Here is an 11,925-nt window from a genome sequence, read left to right on the forward strand (position 1 = left end):
CATCATAGGGAAAGCGTCTAGCGAATTTTGTATCTAGTTTTACACTTAATAGTTAATCTCTTAACTATCTTCTGATAATACAGATTTTCCTGACTTATCAAGGCTTCCAGCCAGCGAAAAGAAATGGAGGCGGTCTCTAATTCGCCGATCCTTCACCCAAAATCGTTAAGCATTTCCGCGCCAGTTGAATCATTTTCTGGCGTTCTGTGTCATCCAAAGTTTCGAGCAAATGAGAAATCTGATAGTCATCTTGAGGATCAATCCAGCCTAAAAATTCTTGTCCTTTCGGAGTTAGCCTTACTTTTAACGCTCGTCGATCGCTAGGATTATGATCTCGCTCCACGTATTTTTCTTGCTCTAAGCCATCGAGCAACCCCGTCATTGCTGCTCTCGATACTCCACAATGTTTTGCTAACTCAGATGGACTAGCACAGTGATCAGATTCTTCGTTCAAATACATCAAGACTGAAAGCTTTGTTTGTGACAGTCCTAGTTTTGCTGAGTGTTCGTCAGTGAGGCGTAGCACTAATCGAGCAATCTGAGTAATCATCGTTAGCGTAGACAGCGCACCTGTATTCGATCGATTCAGAATATCATTTGTCACTTGGGTCACTAACCGACCGAGCGTTTCAATTTTTTCACTGTAAGGAGAAGGTTGAACGGCTTGGAGCCGGAGCAAAGACTGTTCGAGTTGTGCGACTTTTTCCCGCTCCTGACGTTCACTCGATCGTAGATCCGCTGCTGCTTGCTGATACTCGATTAATTGCGATCGCAGTTTTTGACTCATTTCCAACATTTGCATAAAAGTCGAAAAAGCTCTCAGCGCTGTTACGACCGTAAGAAGCAGCTTTTCAGAAGTTAGTTCAGTTTTAAGTTTGTAATCATCAATTTCATAGTGAGTAGTGACATGAATCTCCGGAGCTTGTCCGGGCTGTCCAGTTCGTAAAATAATTCGTGCAGGCTGATTGCCTACCTCTTCGCGTACGTATTTGACGAACTGTAATCCTGCATCTTCTGTCTCCATCACGACATCTAGGAAAATGATCGCGATATCCGGATGCGATCGGATCAACTGTTTCGCTTCCTCAGCAGAATAAGCGCTGATAAACGTGAGCGATTTATTCTCAAACGTCACATCACTCAAAACGAGTTTTGTCACTTCATGAACTTCAATCTCATCATCGACAATCAAAATCTTCCAACTTCCGTCAAGCGATCGAGTTTCGGTTTCTTCGGCAAACTGAATTTCGTCTTGAGCAAAAATCAACTCATCGCTTTGAGAATCATGAGATTGAACATTCATTGACATAGCAAACTTTTACCGATAGGAATCTATTAAACGCTTAGAAAATCGACTTTAAACAGGAACTGATTGAGAGGACGATCATGAAAAATACGGCTCAAGGTTTCGGTAGCGTAATGATGAATTTAGTTCCTTGGGAAGGTTGACTCTCACACCGAATCTTGCCATTCAGCTTTTGAGTCACCAAGTTATAAACAATAGGTAATCCTAAACCACTGCCTCCTTGCCCCCGTCTCGTTGTAAAAAAAGGTTCAAAGATCCTACTGATGTTCTCAGGTGCGATCCCTTGACCGTCATCAGCATACTCAAAAATGATCTGATCCTCAACCGCTACAAAGCACAATCGAATATAGCCCTGATCTCCTGGCTCATAGGCGTGGAGCAGAGAATTCATGATTAGATTCGTTATGATTTGCGAAAATGCACCCGGATAACTATTGAGTGTCAAAGCTGCGTCTCCCTGAATGTCGATCGTATGCGGTGTGGGTTTAAGCACTGGGCTAAGTTGTAACAACACTTCTTCTAGATAACATTTGAAGTTGAACACGCGCTTAGACTCGCTCGATTGGTCAACTGCGACCTGCTTAAAGCTCTGAATCAATTGAGCCGCTCGATTCAGATTGTTCAAAGTCATCTGGCTGCTTTGATGCGCGAGATCGACAAATTTTTCTAAGTCCGATCGCTTAATTGCATTCCGCTTAAATGCCTCTGAAAAAGCAGTCGTCTTCTCGACTAACAAGGAAGCCGCAGTCACTCCAATCCCGATCGGTGTATTAATTTCATGAGCAATCCCCGCGACCAGACCACCGAGGGCTGCCAGTTTCTCGGTCTGAATCAGTTGTGCTTCTGCTTGTTGTAGATTGTGCAGCGTTTGTTCTAGCTGTTGAGCTTTTTCTTGCAGTTGAATTTCTGCTAACTGCCGTTCTTCGACTTCTTGCTGAAGGAGGAGATTCTGTTTGTCGAGTTCTTCCTGAGCCAACTGCCGACTTTCCTGTGTCAGAATCAACCACCAGGAGCTAATCCCAATGACGACAAACAACACCGCAGAGACTTCGATCAAAGTCGCGTTCAACCGTTCTACCATTCGCTGATCTAAATCAGGTTGGCTCACAACCTGCTGGTAGTACACGACTCCTAAAATCACACTTAGAAGCGTTGATAGAGAAAAGAACAAAGCCAAATATTTCAGCAATCTCACTTTTGTTCGCGGCGACAGTTTCGCTTGTAAGACGCTTTTAACCGTGAGTTTGTCTGAATTCTGATTCAAGTTTGAAGTCGTTTTGCAAGCGTCGTGACAGCGCATATCAAGGCTACAACATAAGGAACAGATAGCATCGCTATAGACTGGACAGAATGCCATATCTTGAGGTTCGTATTCCTGTTCGCAGATACAGCAATGAATCGTATGTGTGCAATCTGAGTAAGCATCTTCACGAGCAATGTAATATTTTCCCTGAGTCAAAAACGCGATCGCTGGAACTAAAACGATCGCAAGTCCCAACGCGATAAACGAGGCAAACGCTTTCGCCACTGAGCCAAACAATCCGACAAACGCGCTCATCGACACGATCGACGCAATCAGAACGGCACCACATCCCACCGGATTAAAGTTATAGAGGTGCGCTCGTTTAAATTCAATATAAGAAGGACTCAGACCCAGAGGTTTATTGATCACCAAATCTGCAACTAATGCACCCACCCAAGCGATCGCAACATTTGCATAAAGTCCTAGCACCGCTTCCAACGTAGCAAACACACCCAGTTCCATCAATAAAAGGGCGATCACCACATTGAACACAAGCCAAACGACCCTCCCTGGATGACTATGTGTTAGTCGAGAGAAGAAGTTTGACCAAGCCAGCGATCCCGCATAAGCATTCGTCACATTAATCTTCACCTGAGACAGAATCACGAAAAAAACGGTCACTGCAAGCGCGATCGACGGATTCGAGAACACCGACTCAAACCCAACAGAATATATTTGAGTTGGCTGCTTCGCTTCAATCAGACTCATTCCATGCTGAATCGCTAATGCAGCTAAAAACGAGCCTCCCAACTGCTTCGCACAGCCGAAAAAAATCCATCCCGGACCCGCCAACACCACAGCTAACCACCACTTACCGCGATTCGTTTCCTGCTGATCCGGCAAAAACCGCAAATAGTCTACTTGTTCACCGATCTGCACAATCAAAGAAAACGAAACCGTTGCCGCAGTCCCGAATAACAGCGGGTCAAACCCCGCCCCACTACTCGACTGTCCAGCAAACTGTATCCAATTCGACAGTGAATCGGGCTGTTTATACAAGACACAAACATAAGGTAGAACCAGCAACGTCAGCCAGATTGGTTGAGTCCAAAGATGTAATTGATTAATCAATGTCACGCCAAAAAAGACGAGCGGAATAATCGCCAAAGAACAAACCACATACCCGATCGCTAACGGCAAGTGAAAATATAGCTCTAACGCCTGCGCCATGATCACCGCTTCGAGCGCAAAAAAGATAAACGTAAACGAAGCATAAATTAAGGAGGTAATCGTTGACCCGATATATCCAAACCCTGCGCCTCGTGTCAGCAGATCCATATCAATGTTGTATTTGGCGGCATAGTAGGCGATCGGGAGTCCGGTCAAAAAAATGATCGCTCCGACCGTGACAATTGCCCAAAAAGAATTCGCAAAGCCATAGTTAATCGCAAGCGAACCCCCGATCGCTTCTAATGCCAAAAACGACAGTCCCCCAGTTGCCGTATTCGTAACCAACCACTCTGACCATTTCCGAAACGATTTAGGCGCAAATCGCAGCGCGTAATCTTCGATCGTTTCTGCTGCAACCCAGGAATTATAGTCGCGCCTAACTTTAACAATCTTGAAGTTTGACTGAATGGGCATAAGATGACCCCGCTGGGTGACCCGTAGCAGAAAGATACAGATAATATATAAGAGTCAGAACCCGTTCACCAAATTCACTGGTTGCTATTTTCTGTTTGTCATCTTGATAAGCGGTGGCAGTTTGTCAGAGATGGTAGAGACCCAGAATTCCGAAGTATTTTGAGAAACGACAAGCCAAATTAAAAGGTTCGTAACAGCGCCAGCAGACTCGGCTCCGATCGTTGGCTTACCGTTTCACACACTCTTTGCCACAGGTCTGGGTCTTGGTAGTAAATGCTGAGGGCTTTGATCGCGCCTTTCGCATTAGGAATCTCACCCTCGCGAATCAGTTCCAGCAGAAATGCGATCGCGTCATCTTGTCGAAGAAGCGCGACCCTTGCGGTATCTGCGAAGCAGCGCGTTGATTCTGGCACATGAGGATCACGCCGCACGGGGTCGAGTTGGGCAAGTAGTTGTTCCAGCTTACGAAGTTTTGCCATACCGCAAAAAGGGGGATAAAGGTATAGTCTGTTCGTACTACACACTGAGAAAGCGAGGCTGTTCAAACGTATTGCTGCTCAAGAATTGATGCGGTAGAAAAATGGCAGGTGCGCTTCATTCCCAGTAATTCTCCCAATCATCCTTGAAAGCTTGTTTTAGTCTATTCATGTAAGCATTGGTTTTGACTTTAACCATCCATACGCCACTCGCATTTCTTCCCTTACACACAACACCTTCATCGACACTGTATCTACCTGCACGAACATCCTCGATAAACTTGCCGGTAAGCTTGCCACGATAGACAATTCTTGCAATGTTCACAGAACTAAAATCTTGGATGAATTGCTCAGGAGCGACTATGCCCTCACAAGTCTGCACATCGAACACAAAGCTTTTTTATCGGCATTGCGGCTAACATTCAGCACTGGCTTGATCCCGAAAGTCCCACCGCTCAAGAGCAAGTTGCCGAAGCCCTCACTGAAGAATTCCAAATCGAATTTGCCAAGCGTGCCCTTGTCCCCGAAATTTCCCAGCTTCGCCTAGAATCGATCGCAACCAAAACAGCAAAAACCTATCTCAGGAGTATCCAGCAGGAATTCAACCAGATCCCAATCGAAAACCACATCCCAACTGCATCCTGGGAACGTTATCTCAAAGAAACAGTGATCAATGTTCCTGGCATTCAAGGTGAAATGGCAGAGTTAACCCTACAGAAACTCACCGTCGGTGGTGGATACCTTGCCCTCAAGCCTGCGATCGCTCCTCTCATTCCCAAAGTCGGTAGTGCGGTTGCGGTAAAACTAGCGGGCAAAGCTGGAGCAGAAATCGCTACCAAAACAGGGACGGTGGTCGCATCTAAAATCGGCGGCACGCTTTTAGATGTCACTGTTGGAGCAGGCATCCTCTTCTAGGACATTTGGGATACCAATCGGACTGCCAGCATCGAGAAACCGATCTTGCGTCAAAGCTTGATCGACTACCTGCAACAGATCAAAGAGTCGGTGTTAGAAAATCCTGACAATGGCATCTTGACTGTGCTTGACCACATCGATCAAATGATCCTGCGCTCAATTCATGTCGTCCGCGATCTCGACTCCTCTACGCCCATCCCGAAATCATGAAATTCCTGCCATTCTTTAAGCGGGCGATCGCACTCGTTCTCACAATGCTTTGCCTATGGGCAGAAGTAATTCGTATTCTCAGCGCATTTGCTAACGAACTCACACCTCGTTCCGATTCGCTTGTTGCTATTGCTTCCATCCCTGCTCAAACATCTAATGGACAGTCTTGGAACGAGATTGATCACGCTCTAGCTAAAGCGATTCGCCATGCTGTGAAATGTCAAGAGCATTTTCAGACTGACGACAGCTACACGGCAGATAGAAGAATGCTGAAGTGACAAAACTCGGAATGCTGGGAAGATAAATTAAACGACTTTGCAGGACACTGAAAAAAGCGTTGAAGAGAGGTATCTCTCTTCAATGCGACAACTAAGATCGAATCAGCAAGCTGATTCGGAAGTTTCAGCAGGCTGAAGGTGAGCAGCTTTCGAGAGCGCCGATGAGGCGCGATAGCTTTGAGGTTAAATCTCAACAATCAGCGCATGATGCACTAATCGGTCTACTGCCGCGACCGTCATCATCGAGTCGGTGAAGATTGCATCCCATTGGCTGAACGGCTGATTGGCTGTGATGATTAAACTGCGACGCTCATACCGAAAACTTTTTTGAGTCTCATATGGGATTGCAAAGCGATCGTATGAACTGCTCTAAGACCCTAAAAACACGTTGATTTGTTCATGCTCTGTCTAAATAAAATATGAATTAACTGATCCGCGATTTTGATGAAAATCCCTAGTTTTCAAGGTTTTCAGGAGTTTTCTTCATCACTAAGGGGGTCAGTCTCAACAAGGCGTAGGTGTTTTCAGTAAAGCTCTAAAAAATTTAGTCGATTTTAAGGTTCAACGCAATCATTAGGTTTCAGGCTCTAAAACTGTCCGTAATTCAACTATTATTTGGACAGGTTTGAAAGTAGTACAGATGTATACTCGATCATTGCCAGTTCGACAAAAAACGAAGTCTACCGCAGTCGAGAATATCTCATTCCGAACGAGACACTTCGTTTGATCGAAGTTGCTGGGGAACGGAGTCGTCATCGACTGCGTGATCGCACACTCCTCCTGATGTTTCGTCACGGATTGAGAACCGGAGAAGCTTCACGATTGAAATGGGATGCAGTCATGTTAAATGATCGAAATATTTCGATCACTCGACTCAAAGGGAGCCAGAGCGGCATACATCGACTTCAGACCAGCGAGATTAAAGCACTAGAGCAACTGAAAGAACGCTATCCCGGTAACTACCATCTGTTTGTCGGGGAGCGAGATAAGAAATTGGCGACGGGTGCGATCGCGAAAATTATGAAATGCACTGGAGAGTTAGCCGATCTGCCCTTACCTATTCATCCTCATATGCTGAGACATAGCTGCGGGTACTACCTGGCTGAACAGGGATTACCCACGCGAGACATTCAGAAATATTTGGGACACAAGAACATTCAGCATACGGTGAGATATACGGCTGCAAATCCGGCTCGGTTTGATCGAATTAATTGGCAGTTGGTAGAGATATTGAGATGAAGCAGTAATCTCTTGAAATACAAAAAAGCTCATTTCTAGCAACATGCGATTGCTTTTGTCGCTTGAGCGTACTGCTAAATATTTAGAGGGCGAAGTTTCAGGACTACACCGGCGACAAACCCTGGGGCGACTACCCAAGGTAATTCGATAAGCATAATGTTAAAAATAACATGAATTGCTAACATACTTTCACAATTCAGATTTTAATTTTTTGATAAAAGATTATTAGAAGGCCTGCTAGGTAGAAACTTCAACAATTTACAAAATTCTTGCGAAGAGCCTTTAATACGTATATAAACTGAAAAATAAAAATAATCTTAACCATATGTATACTATGGAGAGCTAACGTTACTGTATATTTTAGTCTGAAGCGAAAATGTTTCTGTTTAACTTAGCTTCCTGCAAGTAGCTAGAATATTAAAGCTGATTAACCTCATTATTTGAGTTGGTTCTGCATGATATGTTCGTAATGTGTATGGAGTAGCTAGAAAGCTTCTAATGCTGCATCTATAATTATCGCGCCTTTCTGAGGATGTCTTCAATTCTCAAATCTGTGTAAACTTGCTTGATGAAGTAGGAGAAATAGAATTATGAAGTTTGATAATTCGCCTTCAGAAGTCCCTATAGAAGCAGGTATTTCATGGTCAGAGATTACTGAATTGAGAGCATTTGGCAATCAGCTTCTGCGATGCCAAAACATCCATGAAGTGGTTAAAGTTGTATTTGAAAAGATTGACGAGGAGATACACCCTCAAGTTATTTCGCTTTTTACCTTTGCTAAAGACGGGCGTATCAGACGTTTCAAGATACAGGGTATAGATCATGAAGGGAAACCAATTGAGGACAGTTGGCTAGAAGGAGAAAGCTATTCACCTGGTGAAAGTTTTTCTGGCAAAGCTGCTGCTCCTGGTGAAAACACATCAAGCCCTTATGGTGAGCCTAATATTTGCCAAAATCTAGATCAAGAAGCAGACAACTTTATTAACGGCGCTGCTTATAAAGAGAAATTGGGTTTTCTGAAGTGTGGAATCTCAGTTCCTCTTAATGGAAATAACAGAACTTTTGGTACGCTTGAAGTTCTTAATAAGGTGGAAATAAACACGCATATACCCAATCGTCAGTTGAGCTTTACTGATAAAGAGATCTGTTGGCTAACAATAGTAGGTTCGCATGTCTCTGCTGCAATCAGTAGATTACGAGAAGAAGACAAAAGTAAAGTGTACACAAATATTAGTCGGATGCTTGCAGATCCACAAGATTTTAGAAGGTCTTCTAAAGAGGCGTACAAGTCTGTTATTGATCAACTTGTTGGTGATTTAATGCCCTATAAAGTTTGTATTTTACGTTTATTAGAAGGTAGTGATACGCTGTTTTTTGTTGAGGAGTCGCATACTGAAGATGTTGATATGCGGTCGAAAGGTAGCGCGCCAAGAAGGATTACAGAAGGACTCGTTGGTGAGGCATTTCAATCGGGTAGACCAATCAAAATAGAGCAAATAAAAAATGAAATTGATAGGTTCAAAAGCAGGGCTTGGATTGAGGAGCAAGATATGAAATCTTACATTTGCTTTCCGCTAACCGTTCAAGGAGAGTCAGTAGGAGTGCTGTCTTTGTATACGGGATATGTGAGATGGACCCGTAGGGTTGGACAAGAAATAGATAGTGAATAAGCTACAGTTCTAGATCTCAATTCTACTAACTTTACTGATCTAGATTCAATTCACGCTTTTGCTTCTTTCATGTTCACATTCTTTAGACTACTACAATACACTTGATTCGGTGTCTTGTATTCTAATCCTTGATGTGGTCTGACTTGATTGTACCATTGAAACCAGTGTTTCACTTCTTGATTCAAATGCTGTCCATTCTCGAATGACTTGAGATAAATCAACTCATACTTCAAACTCCGCCATAATCGCTCAATGAAAATGTTGTCATGACATCTGCCTCGCCCATCCATGCTGATGTTGATTTGAGCTGCTTGGAGACAATCGATGAACGCTGTCGCCGTGAACTGTGCGCCTTGATCACTGTTAAAGATCTCTGGCTTGGGATAACCCGCTAATGCTTCATCCAATGCCTCCACACAAAACGCCACTTCTAACGTGTTTGAGATGCGCCATGACAAGACTTTGCGGCTGTACCAGTCCATCACTGCTACCAGGTAAAAGTGTCCCTTCGCGCCTGGAAGATAGGTAATGTCGGTACACCAGACCTGATTCGCATTCGTAATGGCTAATCCTCGCAGCAGATAGGGATAAATCCGATGCTCTGGATCGGCTTTGCTGGTATTGGGTTTCGGATAGATCGCATACAACCCCATCTCCCGCATCAACCGTTGCACCCGTTTTCGATTCACGTTGTACCCTCGCGATTGCAGAAACACCGTCATTTTCCGACTGCCGTAAAACGGCGTTTCCAAGTATTGTTCGTCGAGCAACCGCATGATTGCCAGTTCTTCTTCCGACGGCGGCAAAGCTTGGTAGTAGAAACTCGATCGCGCAATGCCCAACAATTCACACTGACGCACAATGCTCAACTCTGGATGCTCTGAATCTACCAAGGCTTTTCGGTCGGCAAGCCCAATCGTGCCGACCTGTTGGCTAAAAAATCTCGCTCCACTTGCAACTTGCCAATTTGTCGATATAACTCGTCAACTTGGGCGCTCGTTTCTGGCTCCACTGCACTCGATTTCGCACCGCGTTCAAACAACTCACTCGCACCGTCCAAAAGCTGCCGTTTCCAGTTGTGGATCATCGTGGGGTGAACGCTGTAATGACTCGCGATTTCCGCGATTGTCTTTTCTCCTTTAATCGCTTCGAGGGCGACTTTGGCTTTAAACTGGGCGCTGTGTTGTTTACGTTTGTTTTGGCTCATATCTACTCCTACCATGAGGTTGAGGGGTGTAGCTTATTCACCTGTCCAGTTTTTTTGTTCCACTTCACTTATCTATTAGCTGTTTATCGAGTGGGTATAAGGAGAGCTACGGAAGCCAAGAAATTAATGGCTTATGAGTCGAGTCAACAAGGCGAAGAAGATGTCAGCTTTCAGATGATAAAAGAGCAAAAGACGGAGTTAGAAGAGCAATTCGCTCTTATTAAAAAGAGGAGAAAACTCTTCAGAGTAAAGCTTCTAATTTTGCTAGGTCAGATTGTTTTAGGAATACTGCTCTTCATTAGTTTCTTGTATATTGTTCTAGCTTCTTATATTAACCTAGGATTTTACTCAAATCTTCCTAAATACTCTGACGCTCTCTCTGCTCTTATTGCTACTGGCATTCTCATATGGGTTTGCTCGAAACTCATGAATGTCAAGTCTCTACTAGCTAAGATTAAGCAATTGTCAGATTTCCATTCCTGGGGTAGCTCTTTGCTTAATAGAGTTGTCAATCTAGAGAACAAAGCATAAGAAATATAGGGTTGCATTAGAGATGCACGTTGCAAGATATGGTTGAATCTAATGACGGCAAATCTTCAGAAATTGAAGCTCAGAGTTTATCGAGCGAAATTAGGGAGTTTATCAAGCAGGCTAACGAACTTAACTTATTAGTAGATTCAGCTACTGACCAGCTATCAAAACGAAGTTCTTCCTACTTAGTTGCGTTAATTGGTGGAGCAATTGGTAGTTTAATTGGTATAGCTGTAAGTAGCCTAGCAGTGGTTAGTGGTCCAGTAGGCGCGCTTGTTGGTGCGGCACTTGCAGTTTTAGCTTGGCGAGGTCCTGAGTATGTTCAAAGAGAAAGAAAAATAGAGAGAACGAAGGTGGCTTTAGACCAAATCAAAATGTGTTTGGACGGAAAAGTAGCGCAGCTTAAAGACCTTCCCGACAGTGCGCCGGATGAACTTAAGAAGCAATTATGGGGGGATATTATGGATCTTAACAAGATTTATATGAATCATATTAGAAACTGTACCTATATTCCCTCTATGAACACTTCTGAGGTGAATTCCTTAGAGTTAAGATCCGCCTCAGAAATAGCTGTTGAACAACTCAGAAATGACAACGAAAGACGGCTAGAAGATGATGTGGATCAGGCAAAGCAACCCCAATTGATCGTGAATCAAGAGAGCGAGTAAATTTTTGAATAGCCTTTCTAAGCAAATCGCCCTGTTCTAAGTCGCTTCTGTAAAGTCAGATTGGTTAGTGGGAAAGCGATCACCCGTTTGCTCTAAGTCTCCACAATCTGAGTCGCAATCCCTACAATGTTTCTCGCCTCATCCTTTCCTACAACGTAAACATCAATCTGTATTTCTCCCACTCGGTAAACCTTGAGATCAGAAAGGTTCTCTTTAAGTGCAGACAAGAGCGATCGATACTTTGCAGCCGTTTCTTTCTCTTCATCTCCGAACCAATCCTGCTCAGTCACCACGGGTTCAAAGAATTGCTCTAACTCCACTTCTTCAACGGGCGTACCTGCCTCATGATGCGTTTGTTCTAGAAGCTGCTCAGGAGTCTCGATCGCACTGCAATCTTTTCAGCAGACGACCTGCATTGTTGCATCCGTCTCACTCATCCAGAATAGGTTTTCTGTCAATTTCTCTAGTGTCGCAACCAGTTCAGAAGATTGATTACTTTCTTGCGTCGTTTTATATGTTCGCTCATAAAATGCTGGAT

The 11,925-nt window shown here is 44.0% G+C and carries 11 protein-coding genes and 1 pseudogene; 5 read left to right on the plus strand and 7 right to left on the minus strand.

Going from position 1 to position 11,925, the window contains the following annotated elements; translation table 11 throughout:
- Nucleotides 1–136: 136 nt before the first annotated feature.
- From NIES2104_RS28965 to NIES2104_RS28980, 4 genes are all read right to left on the minus strand, one after another.
- A complete protein-coding gene (locus tag NIES2104_RS28965) occupies nt 137–1,303 on the minus strand; it encodes a MarR family transcriptional regulator (protein ID WP_059002411.1) in 1,167 nt (388 codons plus the stop codon).
- A 97-nt stretch (nt 1,304–1,400) separates the two neighbouring features.
- On the minus strand, nt 1,401–4,193 hold the full coding sequence (locus tag NIES2104_RS28970) for an ATP-binding protein (RefSeq protein WP_059002412.1): 2,793 nt from the start codon (nt 4,191–4,193) through the stop codon (nt 1,401–1,403).
- 179 nt (nt 4,194–4,372) lie between these two features.
- Nucleotides 4,373–4,672, minus strand: coding sequence for a hypothetical protein (locus NIES2104_RS28975; protein WP_059002413.1), 300 nt, complete (start codon nt 4,670–4,672; stop codon nt 4,373–4,375).
- Nucleotides 4,673–4,787: 115 nt separating this feature from the next.
- The gene (locus tag NIES2104_RS28980; RefSeq protein ID WP_059002414.1) at nt 4,788–5,060 is read right to left on the minus strand and encodes a hypothetical protein; all 273 of its coding nucleotides are present in this window, start codon (nt 5,058–5,060) and stop codon (nt 4,788–4,790) included.
- Between the two features lie 275 nt (nt 5,061–5,335).
- Between NIES2104_RS28980 and NIES2104_RS28985 the strand changes: the two genes are divergently transcribed.
- Both NIES2104_RS28985 and NIES2104_RS28990 read left to right on the plus strand, forming a co-directional pair.
- A complete protein-coding gene (locus NIES2104_RS28985; protein WP_059002415.1) occupies nt 5,336–5,584 on the plus strand; it encodes a hypothetical protein in 249 nt (82 codons plus the stop codon).
- A gap of 206 nt (nt 5,585–5,790) precedes the next feature.
- Nucleotides 5,791–6,072, plus strand: a complete 282-nt coding sequence (locus NIES2104_RS28990) for a hypothetical protein (RefSeq protein WP_059002416.1) — start codon at nt 5,791–5,793, stop codon at nt 6,070–6,072.
- A gap of 183 nt (nt 6,073–6,255) precedes the next feature.
- Here NIES2104_RS28990 and NIES2104_RS31110 read toward each other — a convergent pair.
- Nucleotides 6,256–6,390, minus strand: a pseudogene (locus NIES2104_RS31110) (ATP-binding protein); the annotation flags it as partial.
- Nucleotides 6,391–6,687: 297 nt separating this feature from the next.
- Between NIES2104_RS31110 and NIES2104_RS28995 the strand changes: the two are divergent.
- Both NIES2104_RS28995 and NIES2104_RS29000 read left to right on the plus strand, forming a co-directional pair.
- A complete protein-coding gene (locus NIES2104_RS28995) occupies nt 6,688–7,311 on the plus strand; it encodes a tyrosine-type recombinase/integrase (protein WP_225895345.1) in 624 nt (207 codons plus the stop codon).
- A 590-nt stretch (nt 7,312–7,901) separates the two neighbouring features.
- Entirely contained in the window at nt 7,902–8,981 is a 1,080-nt protein-coding gene (locus NIES2104_RS29000; protein WP_059002417.1) for a GAF domain-containing protein, read from the plus strand.
- Nucleotides 8,982–9,031: 50 nt separating this feature from the next.
- On the opposite strand, the gene NIES2104_RS29005 is transcribed toward NIES2104_RS29000, so the two are convergent.
- A protein-coding gene (locus tag NIES2104_RS29005; RefSeq protein ID WP_156427044.1) for an IS3 family transposase occupies nt 9,032–10,188 on the minus strand; the annotation gives its coding sequence in 2 pieces (ribosomal slippage) (nt 9,032–9,924 and nt 9,924–10,188; 1,158 coding nt in all).
- A gap of 569 nt (nt 10,189–10,757) precedes the next feature.
- On the opposite strand from NIES2104_RS29005, the gene NIES2104_RS29020 reads away from it, so the two are divergent.
- Nucleotides 10,758–11,387 carry a glycine zipper family protein gene (locus NIES2104_RS29020; protein WP_059002419.1) on the plus strand — a complete coding sequence of 210 codons (630 nt, stop codon included), beginning with the start codon at nt 10,758–10,760 and terminating at the stop codon, nt 11,385–11,387.
- Nucleotides 11,388–11,479: 92 nt separating this feature from the next.
- On the opposite strand, the gene NIES2104_RS31115 is transcribed toward NIES2104_RS29020, so the two are convergent.
- The gene (locus tag NIES2104_RS31115; RefSeq protein ID WP_082690176.1) at nt 11,480–11,770 is read right to left on the minus strand and encodes a nuclease A inhibitor family protein; all 291 of its coding nucleotides are present in this window, start codon (nt 11,768–11,770) and stop codon (nt 11,480–11,482) included.
- Nucleotides 11,771–11,925: the final 155 nt, after the last annotated feature.

Origin of the sequence: Leptolyngbya sp. NIES-2104 (assembly GCF_001485215.1) — a bacterium.
In the GTDB taxonomy this organism is placed as follows: domain Bacteria; phylum Cyanobacteriota; class Cyanobacteriia; order Leptolyngbyales; family Leptolyngbyaceae; genus Leptolyngbya.

What these genes read in the sequence shown, in the direction of transcription:
- NIES2104_RS28965 (WP_059002411.1), bottom strand. Translation starts at nt 1,303, where the DNA reads ATGAATGTTCAATCTCATGATTCTCAAAGCGATGAGTTGATTTTTGCT.
- NIES2104_RS28970 (WP_059002412.1), bottom strand. Translation starts at nt 4,193, where the DNA reads ATGCCCATTCAGTCAAACTTCAAGATTGTTAAAGTTAGGCGCGACTAT.
- NIES2104_RS28975 (WP_059002413.1), bottom strand. Translation starts at nt 4,672, where the DNA reads ATGGCAAAACTTCGTAAGCTGGAACAACTACTTGCCCAACTCGACCCC.
- NIES2104_RS28990 (WP_059002416.1), top strand. Translation starts at nt 5,791, where the DNA reads ATGAAATTCCTGCCATTCTTTAAGCGGGCGATCGCACTCGTTCTCACA.
- NIES2104_RS29000 (WP_059002417.1), top strand. Translation starts at nt 7,902, where the DNA reads ATGAAGTTTGATAATTCGCCTTCAGAAGTCCCTATAGAAGCAGGTATT.
- NIES2104_RS29020 (WP_059002419.1), top strand. Translation starts at nt 10,758, where the DNA reads ATGGTTGAATCTAATGACGGCAAATCTTCAGAAATTGAAGCTCAGAGT.